The sequence below is a fragment of the Desulfosediminicola ganghwensis genome (genome assembly GCF_005116675.2).
Lineage (GTDB): Bacteria > Desulfobacterota > Desulfobulbia > Desulfobulbales > Desulfocapsaceae > Desulfopila > Desulfopila ganghwensis.
On record NZ_CP050699.1, the window covers coordinates 3,056,121 to 3,076,391 of the forward strand.

12 protein-coding genes are annotated in these 20,271 nt (G+C 48.5%); 5 read left to right on the plus strand and 7 right to left on the minus strand.

Going from position 1 to position 20,271, the window contains the following annotated elements:
- The first annotated feature begins 58 nt into the window (after positions 1-58).
- Both dut and FCL45_RS12970 read left to right on the plus strand, forming a co-directional pair.
- Entirely contained in the window at positions 59-541 is a 483-nt protein-coding gene (gene dut, locus FCL45_RS12965) for a dUTP diphosphatase (RefSeq protein ID WP_136797859.1), read from the plus strand.
- A gap of 1 nt (position 542) precedes the next feature.
- Positions 543-1,310, plus strand: coding sequence for an MBL fold metallo-hydrolase (locus FCL45_RS12970; RefSeq protein ID WP_136797858.1), 768 nt, complete (start codon positions 543-545; stop codon positions 1,308-1,310).
- A 396-nt stretch (positions 1,311-1,706) separates the two neighbouring features.
- Here FCL45_RS12970 and yhbY read toward each other — a convergent pair whose 3' ends face one another.
- From yhbY to FCL45_RS12985, 3 genes are all read right to left on the minus strand, one after another.
- The gene (gene yhbY, locus FCL45_RS12975) at positions 1,707-2,042 is read right to left on the minus strand and encodes a ribosome assembly RNA-binding protein YhbY (RefSeq protein WP_136797857.1); all 336 of its coding nucleotides are present in this window, start codon (positions 2,040-2,042) and stop codon (positions 1,707-1,709) included.
- A 57-nt stretch (positions 2,043-2,099) separates the two neighbouring features.
- Positions 2,100-3,296 (minus strand): TraB/GumN family protein, encoded by a 1,197-nt coding sequence (locus FCL45_RS12980; protein ID WP_136797856.1) that lies wholly within the window; start codon positions 3,294-3,296, stop codon positions 2,100-2,102.
- 188 nt (positions 3,297-3,484) lie between these two features.
- Positions 3,485-5,170, minus strand: coding sequence for a LysM peptidoglycan-binding domain-containing protein (locus tag FCL45_RS12985; protein WP_167495787.1), 1,686 nt, complete (start codon positions 5,168-5,170; stop codon positions 3,485-3,487).
- A 294-nt stretch (positions 5,171-5,464) separates the two neighbouring features.
- Here FCL45_RS12985 and FCL45_RS12990 point away from each other — a divergent pair, with 294 nt between their 5' ends.
- From FCL45_RS12990 to FCL45_RS13000, 3 genes are all read left to right on the plus strand, one after another.
- Complete coding sequence (locus tag FCL45_RS12990; protein WP_136797854.1) at positions 5,465-8,836, plus strand: transglycosylase domain-containing protein; 3,372 nt, start codon at positions 5,465-5,467, stop codon at positions 8,834-8,836.
- Positions 8,837-9,174: 338 nt separating this feature from the next.
- Positions 9,175-11,016, plus strand: a complete 1,842-nt coding sequence (locus tag FCL45_RS12995; RefSeq protein ID WP_136797853.1) for a tetratricopeptide repeat protein — start codon at positions 9,175-9,177, stop codon at positions 11,014-11,016.
- A gap of 194 nt (positions 11,017-11,210) precedes the next feature.
- Positions 11,211-13,484, plus strand: coding sequence for a GspE/PulE family protein (locus tag FCL45_RS13000; protein ID WP_136797852.1), 2,274 nt, complete (start codon positions 11,211-11,213; stop codon positions 13,482-13,484).
- 126 nt (positions 13,485-13,610) lie between these two features.
- Here the strand turns inward: FCL45_RS13000 and FCL45_RS13005 are convergent, their stop codons facing one another.
- The 4 genes from FCL45_RS13005 to FCL45_RS13020 form a co-directional block, all read right to left on the minus strand.
- Complete coding sequence (locus FCL45_RS13005) at positions 13,611-14,144, minus strand: DUF309 domain-containing protein (RefSeq protein ID WP_136797851.1); 534 nt, start codon at positions 14,142-14,144, stop codon at positions 13,611-13,613.
- Positions 14,145-14,248: 104 nt separating this feature from the next.
- Positions 14,249-17,470 carry an efflux RND transporter permease subunit gene (locus FCL45_RS13010; protein WP_136797850.1) on the minus strand — a complete coding sequence of 1,074 codons (3,222 nt, stop codon included), beginning with the start codon at positions 17,468-17,470 and terminating at the stop codon, positions 14,249-14,251.
- Between the two features lie 52 nt (positions 17,471-17,522).
- Entirely contained in the window at positions 17,523-18,563 is a 1,041-nt protein-coding gene (locus FCL45_RS13015) for an efflux RND transporter periplasmic adaptor subunit (protein WP_167495786.1), read from the minus strand.
- Positions 18,564-18,573: 10 nt separating this feature from the next.
- Positions 18,574-19,959 (minus strand): TolC family protein, encoded by a 1,386-nt coding sequence (locus FCL45_RS13020; protein ID WP_136797848.1) that lies wholly within the window; start codon positions 19,957-19,959, stop codon positions 18,574-18,576.
- Positions 19,960-20,271 lie beyond the last annotated feature (312 nt).

A 20,271-nucleotide genomic window follows, 5' to 3' on the forward strand; every position in this document is an offset into this window, starting at 1 on the left:
GCCGGCTCTTTATGGGCCGGCTTTTTTTTTCTTTTTTTTCATTTTGAACCAGGCCATTATGACATCTTTTCGAACTCCCACAGTACGAAGCTTGCCAGTTAAATTCTGTTGGTTACTGCCTGAAGAACAACATGATCTCCAGTTGCCATCATATGAAACAGCCGGGTCTGCCGGTATGGATGTAGGGGCGGCGGTGGAGGATGATCTTGAGCTCGCACCAGGTGAAATTGTGTTGGTGCCGACCGGCTTTGCCGTTGCTATTCCCGAAGGTTTCGAAATACAGGTTCGACCACGTAGTGGCCTGGCTGTAAAGCATGGCATTACTATTATAAATAGTCCTGGCACAATCGATTCAGACTATCGCGGTGAGGTGAAAGTCGGCCTCATCAACCTGGGAAAAAACAGCTTTACCATCAGGCGGGGGGATCGTATAGCTCAACTGGTTCTTGCTCCGGTAACGCTGGCCTGCTGGGATGTCTGTACCGAACTTGATGATACCGATCGCGGCGCTGGAGGCTTCGGCCATACCGGAGTTCGCTGACATGAGATTCAGTGTGCTTGGCAGCGGCAGCCGGGGAAATTCTGTCTATATAGAAAGCGGTGCTACCGGGATACTTATTGATAATGGTTTCTCAGGTAAAGAGCTTGAGAAACGGTTACTTTCTATTGGTCGAAGTCTGGACAATATTACAGCGATCTGTCTGACCCACGAACATAATGACCATGTTGCCGGAGCAGGAGTTATTTCGCGGCGCTGCAAGGTACCTGTTCATGCAAATCCAGGTACCTTTGAGGGGGCGGAGAAGAGGCTGGGTAAGCTATATCAGAGGGCTGATTTTGCCACGGGAGACGAGTTGAGCATCGACGATCTTCAGGTGAGATCGTTTCGCATCTCCCATGATACACTCGATCCGGTTGGCTATGTGGTGAGTGATGGTACGAAACATTTTGGCTACTGTACCGATACAGGTAAAGTTTCTAAGTTGATGGAGTTACGGCTTGCCCGGTGCCATGGCCTCGTCCTTGAGTTTAACCATGACCCGGAAATGTTGAAGAATGGACCGTATCCACTGATGCTCAAGCAAAGGGTGCGATCCAGTCATGGCCATCTGGCAAACGAGGAAGCTGGAGAGTTCTTAGGTAGCCTGGTACACAACTCTTTGCAGGTTGCGGTATTGGCTCACCTGAGCGAAACCAATAATACCCCTAATTTTGCCATGGCTGCTGCGCTGCCCCACATGCCGGCTGACCATCCTGCCAGACTGCTTGCCGCTGAGCAGGACAAGGCGACAGATCTTTTTCAACTCTGATCTTTTTGAAGTGTGCTGGAGATGAATCCATCTACTCAGTGACATTTTCAACTTCCCGTCTGTCTCGAGCAATTATCGACGCCTGCACTTTGTTGGCCTGGTGATAACGATAAAATCGTCACCGCCTGATTGACCTGAAAAACCGATAGTGCTCTTGTCGATTTTTTGACAGCTTCTATCAGAATGTCTCCGGTCTTTGTGATCACACGCTCGACCTCTTCAATACCGTGATCAGTGTTGAATGGTTTTAAGCCACAGGGTTGAAGATCTCGCTAACAGAAACAGTTCCTGTATAAAAGAAAAAGGCCCGGTGCTAAAAATATAGCCCGGGCCTTGCAGTATGCAGGCCCTTACAATAAAAAAAGAGCCTGACCCCGTAAGGGGCCAAAACGCGTTTTAGGCTTTGGGAAGCTTGATGCGCTCGTCTTTTTTACGTTTGGGATTTGCGCGATAAAGAATCAGGGTTTTACCAATGATTTGAACAAGGTAACTGTCTGTTGCCTTGGCGAGCTGTTCTCCGCCCAGATCCTTTTCCACACCACTGTTTTTGCCAAGTTTTACCTTGATAAGCTCGCGTCGTTCGAGTTCGACATCGGCGGCTTCGATAAGCGATTCGCTCAAACCTTCCTTACCAACCTGAACCAGCGCCGGCAGGTCATGAGCGAGGCTTTTAAGATATTTCTTCTGCCTGCTGGTAAGAGCAGGTTTTTCGTCATTTTTAATTTCAGTCATAGTGGTGAACAACCTGTTGTTCTGCTGCCTATAGAATTACAACTCTACGATAAGCAGTTAACTTATTAAATTTTTAAAGATTTCATAGCCGCCTACCCAGGTGCCGATAGCTGAGCCGAGACCGGTGAAGAAAAATACCAGGAAGACCCTGAGAAGTTTATTTTTCCACCAGCCGGTGAAGGACGAGATGTCATCACCAACTGATTCAAATTCACGAACTACAGGAGGTCGTGTCATAACCTGAATAAAAGCGGTTACATAACCTGCACCGATAACCGGTGTCAGGCTTGTGATAGGGGCTGCGGTAAAAGCCCCTATAGTGGTGAACGGGTGGGCAAGTGCCAAAAGGGCACCACAAGCCGCAGGAATACCGTTGGCGACAATCCAAAACATCAAATTGGCACCTGCAACACTGGCGCCTTTCATCACCCCGATGGCCACGAGTGAAGCGAGAATCAGCATGGGGACAGACCACCCTGCGACTTTCCATCCCTTGGAAATCGGCGGAATAGTGCTAATTTCCGCTATCTTGTTTTGCTGATCCTGCGGTAAAGACTTTTTTATACCTGCTACATGTCCTGCACCGACTACTGCAACCAGTTTCTGACCAGCAGAAGCTTTAATTTTCTCGGCAAGATATATGTCACGCTCGTCAATCAGCACTCGCTTCAGATCAGGAAATGATTCTCCCATTTCAGACATGAGGGTGGAAAGCACATCTTTCTTCTTCATGTCTTCAAGCTGTTCTTTGCTGATCTCTTCTGAATCGAAAACACTGGCCAGAAGAGAAGTCAATAAATGGCCTTTACGAAACAATGAGGTTGATTTCCATGCTCTCCGTAAAGTGATTCGAACATCTCGATCGCAGAGACTAATAGGAATGTCATTTGCTTTGGCGCTGTCAGCACCTGCCAGAAGTTCGGCACCAGGTTTAACCCCTAATTGGTTCCCGAGTTTTTTCTGGTAGGACCCCATCAGCAGGCTGACCAGGAGAGTGGACAGCTGCTTGTTGCGAATGACCTGTTTAAGATCCAGAGCCTGCCAGTTCTCCTTGCGGGACATGGCATGGTAGCGCTGGTCATCAAGTTCCAGGCAGACACAGTCGGGCTGCTCCGAATTGATTACCTGTTCTACGAGATCTACAGATTCCTGTGAGATGTGGGCAGTGCCGATGAGGAGGATTTCCTTATCGGCAATCGTGATTCTATGAACATCTGGTCCATAGTCATAAGCGTCGGTTTCTGTTGTTGTCATGGAATAAATTTTCTCTTATACAGCCAATTAATCAGCATTCCTGCAGAAGTATCGAGATGGGGGAAACAACGGAACGTATTCCATGAAAACCTGAAACGTAGCTCCATCGACTCTGTCAAAAGATACATCCTGTCAGCGTAAATTCAAGCCAGCCTTTGCTTTCTTTCTCTCTCTTTGACAGGAATATTCTATCCCTTTCGGATAATAAGCCTACTACCAGGGTGGATGAGATTGGACTTGAGGTTGTTCAACTCCCGGATGCTATCCGCAGAGATGTTAAATCTGCGGGAGATGGTCCATAACGAATCACCATCCTGAACCTTGTACCAATTATAGTCGCTCGGGATGGAAACTTCATCCGGCAAGCCCTTTTTCTGTGCAGTAAGTGTGGGGATAGCACCTGATGATGATACGAGCGCAGATGTAGCCGGTTGATCGATAATCAACTTACTGGTTGAAGCGAGTATTCGCCTGGTTCCTGAGGTGCTTTTATTCGCATCCTCTATAAAGAGTGCGAGTTGCTGCCCGGCGCGGATTGAGTGGACACTTTTCAAGCCGTTCCAGGAGACAATCATGTTTTGCGGAACCTTGTACTTTTTAGCAATTTTGGAGATAGTCTCGCCACTTTGGATTTTATGCAGGATCAGATTATCATTATATGCAGCGAGATTGCTCAAATCACCGTCCGGCAGCAACTGGTATTTTACCATCGGATACGGAACGCGGAGATTGGTCCCCGGTTTGAGATTGGAGGACCTGAGATTATTCACTTTCAACAGCGCAGTGGTGTTCAGGTTATACTTTCTACAGATTGAGGCGATAGTTTCTCCCCGCTTGATAGTGTGCGTCTTGTAACCGGTGCTGACATAGGAGTGCAGATTGTCAAGATTCGACATGGCAAGCGATCTGCTTCCTGCCGGTATTTTTACACTGTAACCGACCTTGTTGGGAGGGGTCTTGCCGCGACGGAGTTCCTGATTGAGAGCCTTGATTTCCCTGACGTTGGTGCCGGAGATAATAGCTACAGCATCAAGGGGCATGCCTGGTTCGACCTGGATTTTATCGTATGTAAGAGGCTCTTCGTAGGCGATATTGGTAAAACCATATCTCTCGGGCTGTCTTGAGATCATGATTGCTGCTATCAGCTTGGGTACATAGCGCTTGGTTTCGAGGTGTAGATATTTATGCTGGGCAAGATCCCAGAAATTATCTACCTGATAGCGCTTCAGACCATTACGAATTTTTCCTGGCCCGGCATTATAGGCGGCAACAGCAAGATGCCAGTCACCGAACTCTTTGTAGAGATCGCCAAGATATGCGATTGCAGAGGCTGTGGATTCTTCCGGGTCTATGCGCTGGTCTATATATGAGTCAATTTTCAGGTTGTATTGTTTGCCGGTGGCCGCCATAAACTGCCAGAGACCAACCGCCCGGGAGCGGGAATAGGCGCGTTGGCTGTAGCCGCTCTCAATCATTGAGAGATATACAAGGTCTTTGGGTAGTCCGGCCTTTTCCAGCTCATGCTCAATGAAAGGGACATATTTACCAGAGCGAGCAAGCCAACTCTCAAAACTGCGGCGCTGGCTGGTCTGAAACAGGTTCAGGTACATCTCTACCTGTTTATTAGTTACCACGGGGAAATCGAAGAGTTGTTCTACTCCGGTGATGGTGGTATCTTCTCCCCATTCACCTGTTTCACTTAAAGCCCGTAATTCTTCATCAAGGTCCGCATCTGATTCGCTTGAAAGGTATTTGAGGTCGGGATCATTGATGTCGTTGTCAGCGGCTCCTTCGATATTTCCGTCTTTTGTTGCAAGATAATCGGATTTTTCATTGATCGCGCAGCCTGAGAGAAAAAGTGCTGACGAAATCATTGTAAGTAGGGGGGCAGTCGTAATATATTTTAGAAACATATGAGTTATCAGTGGCCTATATATTAAGTAAACGGGGCGTTGAACCATATAGGTTACCCGGAAAAGTTTATTGAGTTCTGCAATATAACTTTGTACATTCAGGTCTGTTTTGACGCAGAGCTATTGATATTTGGAGAGTATTTAAAACCTAAGTGGTAAAGAATTGCAAGGATAATGCTGTCCGCCGACACCCGGCTTTAAGCAGTTGCCTGTCACATACCGCATATCACCCTGTCACGGCAGAAAAAAACAACTATGTTAAAGAAGCTATTCTATTTTTTCCTGTTTGTCTGTTTTGCAGCTGTAGCAACGGCTTCAGGTGGACTGTACTATTATATCGTGCTGGAACCTGGTACCGAGATTGATGAGAATAATATCGGGTCAATTCTTGGTAAGGAAAGTCCTGTATTTTATAATGATAATCAGACAAAGCTCGGAGTGTTTTTTGACGAGGCTCACCGTCAATATGTTCGATATGGCGAGATTCCTGAAGATTTTGTCAATGCTTTGGTGGCGGCTGAGGATAACCGGTTCTTTGAGCATTTCGGCTTTGACGTTTTCGGAATTACCAGGGCGGTTATCAGAAATGTTCAGGCGGGTAGAATTGTCCAGGGCGGTAGTACCCTGACCCAGCAGACAGCAAAAAATCTATTTAAAAGAACCGAGAGATCATATAAGGCGAAATTAAAAGAGTTGCTCTTTGCGTTGCGGCTTGAATATCGCTATCCGAAGGAAAAAATATTCGAATTTTATGCCAACCAGTTCTATGTGAGTGGGAACGGTCATGGATTGGGGGTTGCCGCAAGATATTACTTTGACAAGAAGCCGAGTGAGCTGACTTTGGTTGAGTGTGCCTTTATTGCCGGCAGTGTCAAAAGACCCAATTATTATAATCCATTCATCAAGAAAACCAGAGAAAGTGCTGAGCTGGCAGAGCAGCGGGCCAGGGGACGTTTGAAATATGTGCTCGATAAAATGCTCGAGCTGGAAATGATCGGCCTAGGGAAATACCGGGAAGCACTTGCTTCCAATATTGGTTTTAATCAGGGGCAGGTGGGGTACTCTCTCGATTATGTGATGGAGATGGTTAAGGATGCTGTCACGACCCAGGAGATAACCGAGAGTCTGGAAAAACACGATATAGACAATGTGGCTACTTCCGGTATCCGGATTATCACCACCGTTGATAAGGATATCCAGGCAAAAACCCTCTACGCTCTTCGTCACGACCTCTCCCGTCTCGACACCTTACTGCGCGGTTATGAGCGTGATGAAGTGCAGCAGGAATACAGTGAGATGACGTATACCGGTGACAATCGGCTGGATGTCGGCTCATTTCTTTTCGGCACGGTAAGCAGTGTCACAGTGACCGGCGGCCAGATCCTCGCTGTTGTCGATTTTGGTAGAAAACTCGGGGCAGGTACGCTTGATACCAAGGGTTTTGAGCATCTGGTCGATCCCCGGGTAAAGTGGCAGAAGAATATCTGGGCCAAGCCAGCCAAGGCTGATACGGAAAAGCTTGCCGGGCAGATTCAGCCTGGAGATAAAATATGGGTAAGCGTCCGCGACGTGAACGAGGTTGGCGATGTGCTGCTCGACCTGGAAAAATACCCCAAGGTCCAGGGCGCAACTATGGTTATGAAGGATGGTATGATCCGGGCCATGGCGGGCGGTACGGAAAATCGCTTTTATAACCGTGCCGTCTACGCGAAACGGACAATGGGCTCTTCCCTCAAACCATTTGTCTTCGCAGCTGCTTTGCAACTGGGCTGGAACAGTTCGGATCTGCTCCAGAATTCCAGGGATGTATTCGTCTATCATAATCAGCCGTATTTCCCTCGTCCCGACCACCAGAGTCCCCATGAATGGGTCTCGATGAGCTGGGCAGGTGTAAAATCTGAAAATCTCGCGTCTGTCTGGTTGCTGGCAAATCTCTGTGAGCAATTGAACCCTATCCAGTTTAAAACGGTTGCCGATCATCTCGGCCTCACGCCAAAGGTCGTGAACGGAGAGCAGGAGCCGTATCGTACATACCGAAACCGCATTCGTGATCGTTACGGCATAGTGGTGAATCAGGATGTACTTCGCGAGGCCGCATACAATGCAGCTCTACGAAATAGTGAAGCTGATTTTATGTTTGAGAACATGATTGAGGAGTACAAGTACTTCAACTCGCTGCATTACGGCTTGAATTTTGACAACTTTACGGAACAGCTCAACGCGAGTCTCAAAGACCGATCCAAACTAAAGAATTACGAGATCGAGGAGTTGCAGCTCAGAAAGAAAATTCTTTCAAAGACCTTTCTCAAGTTCGAAGAGTTACGAAGTCAACTCCACAATTACACCGACAGGTTGGAAGATCCGCTTGGTCTAATGCGACCGGACCTGCTTGGCGATGATTTAAATTCCGGTGAATTATTTTTCGATTTTAATCTTGGTCGATATGTTTTCATGCCAAGAAAATTGGTGCATGGCGACCTCAGAGTCATAAACCGCAGAAATCTTCAGCAACAGCTATTTGTCTCGACAGAGGTGGAGCGCAAACAGTTCTGGGGTAATATCCTTCTCTACGGAGAGGTGTCAGTAGAGTCGTTTGACATGCTTTCAAGACAGATGGATTTTGAGTACCGCCGCCTGCAACGGGAGCTGCCTTACAGCTTTGAGGTGCTTTCCGAGGTGAAGGATTTCAGGATCAATGTCGGGTTGAGGTATCTGATCGATCTAGCCCGGCAGATGGGAGTAAAAAGCGATCTGCAACCAGTGCTCTCTTTTGCCCTTGGCTCAAATGTAATGAGTTTGCTTGAGACGACCAGGATGTACGAAACCATGGTCACCGGTAAGCTGACAACCTATGGGGAGCATCCACAGGGGAGTGATAACGACAGTCTGCTGATTATTGATCGGATAGAATCCAGCGATGGCAGACTCCTCTATCAGCCGGAGCGTCACGTTACTCCAGTGCTTGGAGAAAAGAGCCGGATTGCTGTAAATAACATACTGGAAAATGTGATGAAGTTCGGTACCGGTCGTCGAGCCGACAAAGCGGTGAAGATTGCCGCGGCTGACGGCTCCGGGGCTGGCAACCTGACGGTTCCTGTGCCATTGATGGGCAAGACCGGAACCGCGAACCGTTACACCAATGCATCATTCTTTGGGTATCTGCCGGGGTTGGGTCAGAGCGGTACCTATATGGTCCCGGAAAAAGGCTATGCCGTAGGCGCCTATGTTGGTTTTGACGATAATTCAGATATGCGCAAATCAACAATTCGAATCACTGGGGCCGCCGGTGCGTTGCCGTCCTGGGTTGATATCGTAAATACCATTATCCAGGAGCGGAGCTATATAGAGTCATTTGATCCGGTTGATCTCTCTTTTAATGGCCTGCAGTTAAAATATAATAATCTTGGCCAACTGAACATGGCAGTGAAGGGTGATGGTGGGGGAGTGATTGGTCAGCCTGCCAGCACTGTGAGCGAATTGAGTCGCTATAAGCCTTCAATTCTTACCTTTGGTCAAGTAAGTGAAAGTGGTTTCATCCCGGAGAGAACTTTCGAACCCTTCTGGCAGGTTGGAGAAGGATTGCTTTTTTCTGTCTCTGATGAGCTGGTAAATGCTTTCGAGCCTTGATCTTCTGTTTCTCAAAAACTTTTGGTAGAAACGTCACAGGGGCATTGAAGTTGGTGTGCTGAATCCAAACTTCAATGCCCCTGTTCTTTGTAGCAGGCAGTAATAACCTGGTTAGTGAGTGCGCTAACTGGTTATAATGATTTGGTTGTGCTTTGAGCTGATTCGCAGATATGGTACGATTAGCTGGTTGCAAGAAATGCGGGCTAAAGACTTGTAATCGCCTGCAGATATGGTAATAAGATGAAAATACTAATAATATTGACATAAATTGAGGCGGCGGTCGCAGGCCCTGAGGTCTGTACGACTGCTCCCCCGGAATTTAAGACCCTCTCCTGATCATGAAGAAGACATTTTACATCAGTACTATCGCATGCTGTATGTTGGCGCTGACCGGTTGTGTTCAGTCCCAGAAACGAGTTGCCACCCCATCATCCGGCATGCAGGGCCCGAATATGAGTGCCCCTGTATATACTGGTGACGGCACCACCGATACCCCCGGGGCAAAGACTGTTCAGCAGCCTGGATATCTCGATATTGCTGATGAGTCAGGTTTGACATTGGAGGATGTAACCCGGGAGCAGGTCTTGCCTTCAATGCAATATGTAAATGATCGAATTTACCAGTACAGTAGTAAGCTTGAGAAATGGAAAGAGTTGGACAGTAAATCCATGCAGGTGGATTTGAGCCAGGATGATACCGAACAAATGGTCCGCTGTTTCAGAAAGCTGCAGGGAGTACTGAACGGATATACTGCGCTCAGGGAAGATTTGTTACAGAATCACAATTATACCGGTAACGGTGGAGTGAGTGGTACGGTCATTCAGGATCTGCAGATACAGGATATTGAGTTTCTTGAGAGTCCCTGTGGCAAGTTGTTAGGTGATAGCACTCAAAACAGCATCGGCTGGGGACAGTCTCAGGATAACACCGGACTTGAGCAGCTGGAAGCACTCGTGAAGCGTTATGCCGACAATCATGAATATGAAGAAGTTGTTCAGGTATGGCTGCAGATTCCCGAGAACCAGAAAGATCGTCTGAACCAGCAGACAAAGCTTCGATACGGTAATGCCCTGATGTATCTGCACCAGGAAGGGCAGGCGGCGAAGATCTATCGTCAGGTTATTGACGAGATGTCCGCCGCAGGCAGCAATGGTTCCGATCTTGTGTCGTATCGAAAGACGCTTGCTGATTTGTACACCGCCAGCGGTAACTATAAGGCTGCCGAAGAGCAGTATAATAAGATTTCTGAAGCGTATATCAGCCTTGGCAAAATCGATGACTGGTCCAAGTTGCAGATCTCCATTCTCGAAGGGAGTGTCAAAGGTGGGCCCGAGTTAAAGGCATACTCCGGTCTGCTTAGGAATTACCTTGGTTTTATTCCAGAAAAAGATGGTTACAAGGTTGTTTGGCAGGCCGATGAGTTTCTGCTTAATTACCCGTATTCCGCTGTTTCCTCTAATGTGGATATCATTAAAGCGGATAGCCAGAAAAGAGCCGATGGCTGGGTGAATCGGTTAATTGCCAATGTGGATCAGCTTGTGGCTGAGAAGAAATATGATCAAGCGATTCGTACTATTGACTCGGTTCCCCTCGATCTGATCGATAACCAGAAACGCGATCAGCTCAGGCTCAAAAAAGATGATCTTGTTCTGGCAGATGCAGTCAACAGAGAAACCCTGAAACTCACCCAGGTTCAGGATCTGCAGCGTAAATGGAATAATGGCATGCTGCTGGTAAAAGGTGAGCGCTACGAAGAGGCGATAACACTCTTTACCGAGATGCTTGACACGGAATATGGTGCCAAGGCCGAGAGCAAGATATCTGAAGTTGCCTTGCTGGCCGCTAATTCTGAGCGAAGAAAGGCTGCTGACCTCTTCATCCGCTTTACCAAAACTTCAGATCGGGAAAGCCAGAAAAAGCTGCTGCTCGAATGTCACCGTAAGCTCAAAGACATACTCGTCAAATATCCGGATGTTGAGATTGCGGATAAGGTTCGCAGCAATATCAAACGCGTGGAACAGGAAATGAATCGTCTTGATCCGAACCTGCTTCGCATGACAGAAAATGATTTTCAGTTTCAGTCCCGGCAGACAATTGATCCATTCAATTCAGGTCTCGGTGTTGGAACCCTGCAGCCTTCCGCACAATCTCCCATTACTGAGCGGCCTCTCGTTCAGTAACTGCAAACTGTTACCGCCCCCCCGGTTATCTTTAACCGGGGGGGGCGTTTTTTGAGCCGTAGGCTTGATCATATCTGTATCAATTGGTATTGGATGATCATCATTTCTCGATCGTCAGTAAAGTAGTTTGGCGAAACGAGGTTTCGTTTTCGCTGTGCTGCTGTCCACCGTAATTTGTGTTGACGGAGTTTTCCATGTCTGCAATTGCCCCCCCAAGTGCCAAGGTTCGTTCCAGCAGTCCCTTTGATGTTCTTTTCAAACGACTTATGAATGAGATTCACGCTGCGTCCAGCCCCAATGCTATCATGGTTGGGCTACGCAATAAGATTCTCAAGGTGTACGATGTCGAGATGGCGACCATATTTCTGGTGGATGCCAAAAAGCATCAGCTGGTCTCCTGGGTGTTGCTGCCGGGGGAGGCACTTAGGAAAATCAGGACGGACATAAACCGGGAATCCATAATCGGTTTTGTCGCCGATACCCAGAAAACTCTGAATATCCCTAATGTATACGATACCGAGGGGCTGAAAAGAATACATCCTACACTCACTTTTGACAGGCGCTGGGATGAAAAAGGTGGCTGCGTTACCCGGCAGGTACTGTCCACACCAATTGTTTACCAGAAGAATTTGTTGGGGGTGATTCAGCTCATAAATCGTTGTGACGGACTGGAATTTGATACTGACGATGAACGACGCATAGCGGAACTCGCAGAAACGCTGGGTATTGCCCTTTACAACCATTATAAGACCGGCAAAAAGGTACCTCTCAGATATGAGGAACTTATAAAAAGGGAAATCATCTCCGGGCAGGAAATGGAACGTGCCATGGTGATTGCGACCCAACAGGAAAGGGATGTCGAGTCGGTGTTGATGGAGAACTTCATGGTGGAGCGTGAAGAACTTGGCGATACTCTGGCCATGGTCTATCAGACCAAATTTATGGACCTTACCCAATCCACTCACTCTGTTGCCTCGCTTGTCCCCAAGGGTAATTTCGACAATTTTGAGAGAGATCTCATTATTCCAGTCGAGCAGCAGGACGACACGCTTTTTCTGGCAGCCAAGGACCCGGTGAATCAGCCGGATCTCACCCAGATCAAGAAAACATATGGCGTGCTTCATGCCAAAATCTTCCTGTCCTTCGGTGATGACATCAGGGCGGTGCTTGAGAAATACCGGCCGGGCAACGAAGAGGAAGGGGAGTATGAGCAGAAACCGGGCTTAAATGGTCATGATTACCAGGAAGTCGACGAGCGTGTTGAGATCGATAACAGCCCTGCCATAAAGCTTGTAAATAAAATTCTGGAAGACGCATATTATGCTGGAGCTTCAGATATTCACATTGAACCTTATGGCATGACTCAGGACTCTGAGGTTCGGTTCAGAATTGACGGCCATTGCAAAAATATACTTCGAGTTCCAAAACATAATGTCACTTCGGTAATTGCCAGGGTAAAGGTAATGGCTGATCTGGATATCTCCATTAAAAGAAAACCCCAGGATGGGAAGATAAAGTTCACCACAACCCGAGCGGACAACGTGGAGCTGAGGGTTGCGACCATCCCAACCGCAGGCGGTAACGAAGATGTGGTGTTGCGAATCCTTGCAGACTCAAAGCCATTGCCGCTTGAGCAGATTACTCCTGCCAGGATTTATAATCGGATAACCCAGGCCCTGGTTAAACCCCACGGTCTATTTCTGGTGGTTGGCCCCACCGGTTCCGGTAAAACCACTACTCTGCATTCAGCCCTCAATTACATCAACACACCGGAAAAAAAGATCTGGACCGCGGAAGACCCGGTTGAGATTACCCAGTATCGACTCAGGCAGGTTCAGGTTAAGCCAAGTATCGGTTATACCTTTGCCGCTGCAATGCGCGCTTTTCTTCGTGCCGACCCCGATGTCATCATGATCGGTGAGATGCGAGATGAAGAGACCGCCGGCATGGCCATCGAGGCATCTCTTACCGGTCATCTGGTTTTCAGTACCCTGCACACCAACTCGGCGGCGGAAACCGTTGTCCGTCTGATCGATATGGGGCTGGACCCTTTCAATTTCTCAGATTCACTGATTGGTATTCTCGCCCAGCGTCTGGTTCGTACTCTCTGCCCTGATTGTAAAGAGGGATACACTCCCAGCAAGAAAGAGTTTGATCATCTGGTGCAGTCATATGGCATCCTTTTTTATGATCATATCCAGACCAGCTATTCGGATTCGTTGGTGCTGTACAAGGCCAAGGGCTGCGATAAATGCAATAACAGTGGTTATAAAGGAAGGGCTGGTCTCTTTGAACTGCTTATTGCCAGCCAGAAAATTAAAGAAATGATCATCGACAAAGCGACCTCCGAAGAGATCAAGCAGGAGGCGATTAATAACGGCATGACTGTGCTGCTGCAGGAAGGTATCCAGCTGATATTTGATGGCAAAACCGATTACAATCAGGTTATGGCTACCTGCTCCATCTAGCTGCCAATGGGATTATAGGAAAATGGCCGGTATTTCAATGTATGCCAGCACGGCAATATGAAAACCGGCCATGAGCAGATGGCAGCTTGAACGATACGGGATGCGAAAAAGTAAAAGACAAATTATCTATCCTACTAATTCCGGTGGTTGAGGATCGAGTTCCCGCAGGGCCTTCAGTAGTGGTTCGGGCTGAAAATAGTCGCTGAGAAATTCCTGGTGTATTGTCAGAACATCTATTGCCTTATCTGCCATTTTTCTGGCTTGCGGTTTGTAGCCGCAGCCCAGTTTCACATAGACTCCCGCCGCCCTGATCAGGGCCTGCATGATGAGCTTAGTGTCACCTTGGGCACTGTACCAGGCATGCTCGAGCACCTCGTGCATTTCAAAGAATAGCCCGAGGTTCCAGAGAATCGTACTCCTCCATATAGGATCTTCTGAACCGCCGTGGATTGTCTTTACTGCCTCTTTGTAGAGTTGCAGTCGTTGTTGGATATACTCGGAATATAGTGGGGCAGGGTGTTCGGCGAGATATCGTTTTGCGACCTCTTCCGCACTGGAGATGTTACCGGCTTCCAGACATTCAACCAGTGAGCTTGAAAGGGTATTCCGAATATCACGACTTAACCGGTCGGTAAACGGATTGAATATTTTTTCAGTCATAGGGGATGGTGGCCGCTGCTGGGTGAAATGAAGCCGGGTGTAACCCGGCTTCACGAGATATTAGCCTGTTTGGTTTATTCTATCATATAGACGCGCAGATGAGGCTAGAGTTTGCCGCTCTTTAACATATAGTACAGCACCGGTACAGCCATTCTGCTGATAAGGAGTGAGGCAATCTCACCGAACATCAAGGCAATGGCCAGCCCCTGGAATATCGGGTCGGCCAGAATTACCGATGCTCCGACAACAACTGCCAGTGCGGTGAGCAGCATTGGGCGAAAACGTATTGCTCCTGCATCAACCACCGCCTTGGCCAGATCGTGACCCTCTTGTATCCGTAATTCAATAAAATCGACCAGAATAATCGAATTCCGAACTACAATGCCTGCACCTGCCATGAAACCAATCATGGAAGTAGCCGTGAAAAAGGCACCAAATCCCCAGTGTGCCGGCAGGATGCCAATCAGGGAAAACGGGATGGCAGCCATAACCACAAACGGGGTGAGGTAGTTTTTAAACCAACCAACCATCAGCATGTAAATCAGGATCATCACCACGCAGAAAGCGAGGCCCAGATCACGAAAGACCTCCAGAGTGATGTGCCACTCGCCATCCCACTTCATGGCTGGTTCAGATTCATCGAAAGGCTGGTTCAGGTTATATATTTTGATTGATTCTGTACTACCGCCCACGAGCCGTCCATCGAGCTGGGCAAGTTTGGCGTTCATATCGAAAATCGCATAGACCGGGCTCTCCACCGTACCGGCAACATCGCCGGTCACATAAATTACGGGCTTGAGGTTTTTTCTGTAGATAGGTTGTTCCACTGCACGTTCTTTTATGTTTACTAGTTCGCGCAGTGGAACCAGCTTTGCGTCCGGAGAGGTTTCGGGTCTGAGTGAAATGTTGAGTATGGAGTCAATACGTGCTTTTTCGGCAGGCGGTAGCTTGAGCACCATATTGATTGGCTCTTTGTCGTTGGGTTGGTGAAAGAGGTCGATAACCATTCCACCAATTGCAGCCTCGATGGTCTCTGTGATCTGCTTTTCACTGATGCCGTTGATGGCGGCTTTTTCCTTATCGACCGTGATCACCTGCCTGGTACGGTCCTCTTCCCTGAACCAGTCCACATCGACCACCCCTTCAGTGTTGATGAAGATACCGTGGACAGCGTTGGCGAGGTTGAGCCTGGCTTCATCTGTTGGGCCATAAATTTCCGCCACCAGGGTTTGCAGGACAGGTGGACCTGGCGGTACTTCGGCAACAGCGACTGTTGCACCATGCCGTGCTGCTATCTTACTCACCCCCGGACGTATACGTTGTGCTATGTCGTGGCTCTGCAGGCTGCGTTCATTCTTTGGTTGCAGGTTCACCTGAATATCGGCAACGGTCGGGCCGGAGCGCATGAAATAATGGCGGACTAATCCGTTAAAATTATATGGTGAAGCTGTGCCGGTATAAATCTGGTAGTTGACCACTGCAGGATCCTTTCTGACGACTTCGGCCATTTCCATGGCGACCCGGCTGGTGTGTTCAAGAGTTGAGCCTTCCGGCATATTCAGAATAATCTGAAACTCACTCTTGTTGTCAAAAGGGAGCATCTTCACCTTCACCAGGCCGAGGTAGACCATGCTGAAGGAACCGAGCAGCAGAGTGATAATTGAAGTGAAAAAGAGCAGTCTCCAGCTCCGTCTGGCAAGTAGCGGCTCCATTACCAGATGATAAATGCGAGTGAACCAGTCATCCGGTACCTGATCATGGTTGGCGGATTTTCCAGTTTTACCATCGACTGCAGCTCTCAGCAGCCTTGCTGCCGCCCAGGGGGTGACAGTGAAAGCGATCAGCAGCGAGAACACCATGGCAGCGGATGAACCGACAGGGATAGGGCGCATATAGGGGCCCATCAACCCACCAACAAACGCCATGGGCAAAATTGCCGCGATTACAGCCCAGGTGGCGAGAATCGTCGGATTGCCGACTTCGATTACGGCTTCAATAGCAATCTGGACACGCGACTTGCGAGAGTTCCCCGGCAGATGAAGATGCCGAACGATATTTTCAACAACTACAATGGCGTCATCAACCAGAATACCGATGGAAAATATCAACGCAAAGAGGGTGATGCGGTTCAAGGTGTAGCCGTATAGATAAAAGACCAGCAAAGTCAGCGCCAGGGTTGATGGGATAGCGAGCATTACTACCATAGACTCGCGCCAACCGAGGAATAGAAGGATCAGAATTGCAACGCCGAACACAGCAATGCCCATATGTAGCAGCAACTCATTGGACTTCTCGGCAGCAGTTTCGCCATAATCGCGGGTTACGGTTACCTCAAGATCACCTGGGATGATGACGCCTTTGAGATTATCGACTTTCTCCAATACTTCATGGACCACCTGCACCGCATTGGCACCTGGCCGTTTAGCAATTGAAAGGGTTACGGCTGCCTGGGGCTCACCCTCGCCAGGTGTGCCGAAGAGCACGTAATTAGATGGTTCTTCAGGGCCATCGGTGACAGTTGCCACATCTTCGAGATAGACCGGTAAATTACCGTAGACACCTACTACAATGCGTTTTATCTCTTCGCTTGAGTTAAGAAAGGTACCTGTCTGAACCAGCACTTCCTGATTACGGGAGAGCAGACTGCCAGAATAGGACTGTAGATTGACCTGTTGGATTTTAGGTGCCAGTTCAGCTACTGTCAGGTTTCGCGAGGCAAGCAGGAGTGGGTCGAAATGAATTGTCAGCTGACGCCTGGTGCCACCAATCAGTTTGGTTTCAGCAACATTATGGATAGATTTGATACTGTCATCAACCTGAGCCGCAAGTCTTCGCAAAGTGGCGTGATCGTAATTTGTCCCGTGGAAGGTGAGCGCAAGTATCGGCACATCATCGATGGTGTGCGGTTTGATCAGGGGTGGGGTTACCGAGTAGGGGATACGATCGAAATTGGTAGCGAGCTTCTGGTTCAGCCGCACGATTGAGGTCTCTAAATTTTCGCCTACATAGAACCGTACCACCAGCATGCTCTGGCCGGCCATGGACGTGGAGTAGATATATTCGACGCCTGGAAGTTCATAGAGCAGTTTCTCCATGGGAATTGTGAGCTGCTGTTCAACTTCCTTGGGCGTTGCTCCCGGCATGGAGACCATAACGTCGATCATCGGCACCTTTATCTGTGGTTCCTCCTCTCTGGGCAACATCATGATTGCCAGAAAGCCAAGCAGAATCGAAGCAAAGATAAAGAGCGGGGTCAGTCTCGAGGAAACAAAGGCGGCGGCAAGGCGTCCGGCAAAGCCGGGTGCATGTGTCTTTTTATCTGTCATGACAGGTATTGAATAATATGACTTGGTCTCTGTTTAAAATGAGAAGTTCGAGTTAATCGAATATCACCGGTTGCAGGTCGTGCAGCTTTTGATGGCCGGCTACAACGACTTTTTCATCAACTGCAAGTCCTGATAAAATTTCGACAACATCACCATAAGTCGCACCGCAACGGACCAATCTGAGCCTGGCTATGCCATCCTGCACGACAAAAACTCTTTGCATCTGTCCATGGGTACTGATGGCGCCGATAGGTACAGCAAGCATCGAAGCGTTGTCGAGGGCTATTGCAACCCTGGCGAATTGTCCGGGCTGGAGAGCCGGATTGGCTTGGAGGTCGAGCTTAACCTCACCGCTTCTGGTGGTGGGGTTGGCGGTTGGGGAGAGTTCTGAAACCCTGCCGGTAATTGTCAGATCTGGTGCTGGTACACGTATATCGAGCTGATCCCCTATTGTAATTTTGGAGATTATTGATTCGGGAATGTGGGTGAGCACTTGCAGTTTAATCTCATCTTCGACTCGTACCAAAGGCTTACCTGGTCTTGCCATGTCACCGACATGGCTGTCTTTACGAGTGATTCTCCCGTCAAATGGAGCAAGCACTCTGGTATAGCTTTGCATGATGTTCGCTTCTCTATAAGCCGCCTGGGCTATAGCAAGCGATTCTTCCAATGATTTTACTGTTTCGGGAGTTGCGGCGTTTTTCTTCAGCAGTGTCCTTTCCCGGGCCAGGTTTCGTCTGGCCTGTTCGAGTTGAGCGTGTGATTGCTGTAATTTGGCATCGATCTCCCCGGCGCTTATCTCCACCAGCAAATCGCCTTTTTGGACCCGGGAGCCGAGTACAATGGGCATGGCAGTGATGGTGCCACTGACTTTCGCGGCAATTTCAGCCTTGTTGACCGATTCAACAGTACCGATAAGCTCGATCTGGTTCATCACAGGCATCATGGAAGCTATACCGAGAGTGACTTTGGCCGGCTCCATATGGCGTGGGTCAGGCTGGCGTTGTTCAGCGTTGTCACATCCTGCCAGAAATATACTGGATAGGAGAGCAACGCCTACCAGGATAGTGTTGAGCGCGTCGAAATGTTTCATGAGCATATCCTTACAGAGAGTTTGTTACTGGAAATTGATCGATGCCGACGGCCCGGCGCAGGTTGGCGATGGCTATCTGGTTGTCTGCACGGGCGGAGGCTCTGCGTGCCTTGGCGTCGGTGAGGCGCATTTCAAAATCTATCAGATCGCTGACGAGAATGAGTCCCTCCTGGAAACGGGCCCGGCTTAATTCAGAGCTCTTTTCAGCTACCTGTACCATCTTTTCAGTGACCTGAAGTCGCTCGAGTGATTGCTGGTATTGAATTTCCGCCTGTTGGATATCAAGGCTTATGGCAAGCCGTAATCGTTCATGTTCCCGCTTTAAGCCAGCGAGTTCAGCTTTTGCTGCGGCAACCATAGCTTCTGTACGATTGCCGTTGTACAGGCTGTATTCCAATCGCACACCGGCAAGCCAGGAATCACCAGATTCGCCAAGTATTGTACCGTGCTCAAACTGGTATTGACCAAAACTGTCTATGGTTGGCAGGCTATCTCCCTTGGCATGTTGCAGTACTGCTTCACCTTGGCGGATTTTCGCCTCCATCAACTTCAATTCCCGCCGGTTTTCAGGGGTGATCGACTTGGGAATGCTTTGAACAGTGACATGCTCGGGCATAATGTCTGGGGGAGTGCTTTCAAAGCCAAGCAGGTTCCAGAATCGTGTTTTTGCCAACCGTTGGTTATGGATGCTCCGGATATGGTTTTCCGTTGCACGTTCCTTCTGCAGTTCCAGGTTGAGCAGATCTTCCCGCAATAAAGCGCCCGCCTCGAATCGCGCCTGGCCCACCTGGAGTGAAGCGGTTATGGCGTTGATCTCAGCTTTTCGCACCGTAACCATCTCTCCGGCCTGCACTATTCGGTGAAAACTCTGTATCACCTCAAATGCCAGGTTTTGCTCTACATCCTCTTGATGGTGAAGGGCTGCTACTTCTGCAGCCTGTGCCTGATCGACACGTGCACGCCTCTTGCCGCCGTCATAGATGGGGTAGTCGATTCGTGCTTCAAGTACCAGGGCATCAGTTCTGCCTGGATTATTGAAATCAATGGAGTCGTCAAAGGCACCCTGGTTGAGAATGTTGCCAAAAGAGTACATTGGTCTATCAGTCTGGCTATACTCTGAAGCCAGGGTAAGTGACGGGAAAAAAGCAGAATTTGCGGCATCGACCTCGGAAGCACGCGCTGTTGTGCTGTCTTTAGCTATTTTTGGGGCAGGGTTGTTTGCCAGGGCAAAGTCAACTGCATCGGCCAGAGTCCATTTCCCGGTGATCTGGAGAGCCCGTTCTCTTGCGCTCTCTTCCCCCTGCCCGTATGTGGCAACGGCAGAAATACTATTTGTCGTTGTGACACTGAGGCTCAATAAGGATATGGCCAGGACTGTAAGATGTGTACGTGTCATATTAGCTCAAAGAGTAATAATTTTATACAGCAATAGTATTTAATTTAATGCTTAATCAAAGTAATACGTTATATTACTTGTGTCAAAATATTTGGTGAAAAAAATGGGATGATTCACCTTGGCTGAAAGACAATCGCTATGGATCATACGCGCGGAGACGGTTGCAAATAAGGTGTTCAAAAATATGAGGTAATTTTCAAACCTTAACCGGCAATATTGTATTTTATGTAGCAGGTGAATGGTAGTTATTTTTTGCTGAAAAGCAAAAGAAGCGCAAAGTGTTGGCTGATAGCGTGCTGGTTAGGCATTCTG

What these genes read in the sequence shown, in the direction of transcription:
- FCL45_RS13010 (WP_136797850.1), bottom strand. Translation starts at nt 17,470, where the DNA reads ATGACAGATAAAAAGACACATGCACCCGGCTTTGCCGGACGCCTTGCC.
- FCL45_RS13020 (WP_136797848.1), bottom strand. Translation starts at nt 19,959, where the DNA reads ATGACACGTACACATCTTACAGTCCTGGCCATATCCTTATTGAGCCTC.
- FCL45_RS13005 (WP_136797851.1), bottom strand. Translation starts at nt 14,144, where the DNA reads ATGACTGAAAAAATATTCAATCCGTTTACCGACCGGTTAAGTCGTGAT.
- FCL45_RS12980 (WP_136797856.1), bottom strand. Translation starts at nt 3,296, where the DNA reads ATGACAACAACAGAAACCGACGCTTATGACTATGGACCAGATGTTCAT.
- yhbY (WP_136797857.1), bottom strand. Translation starts at nt 2,042, where the DNA reads ATGACTGAAATTAAAAATGACGAAAAACCTGCTCTTACCAGCAGGCAG.
- FCL45_RS12995 (WP_136797853.1), top strand. Translation starts at nt 9,175, where the DNA reads ATGAAGAAGACATTTTACATCAGTACTATCGCATGCTGTATGTTGGCG.
- FCL45_RS13015 (WP_167495786.1), bottom strand. Translation starts at nt 18,563, where the DNA reads ATGAAACATTTCGACGCGCTCAACACTATCCTGGTAGGCGTTGCTCTC.
- FCL45_RS13000 (WP_136797852.1), top strand. Translation starts at nt 11,211, where the DNA reads ATGTCTGCAATTGCCCCCCCAAGTGCCAAGGTTCGTTCCAGCAGTCCC.
- FCL45_RS12970 (WP_136797858.1), top strand. Translation starts at nt 543, where the DNA reads ATGAGATTCAGTGTGCTTGGCAGCGGCAGCCGGGGAAATTCTGTCTAT.
- FCL45_RS12990 (WP_136797854.1), top strand. Translation starts at nt 5,465, where the DNA reads ATGTTAAAGAAGCTATTCTATTTTTTCCTGTTTGTCTGTTTTGCAGCT.
- dut (WP_136797859.1), top strand. Translation starts at nt 59, where the DNA reads ATGACATCTTTTCGAACTCCCACAGTACGAAGCTTGCCAGTTAAATTC.
- FCL45_RS12985 (WP_167495787.1), bottom strand. Translation starts at nt 5,170, where the DNA reads ATGATTTCGTCAGCACTTTTTCTCTCAGGCTGCGCGATCAATGAAAAA.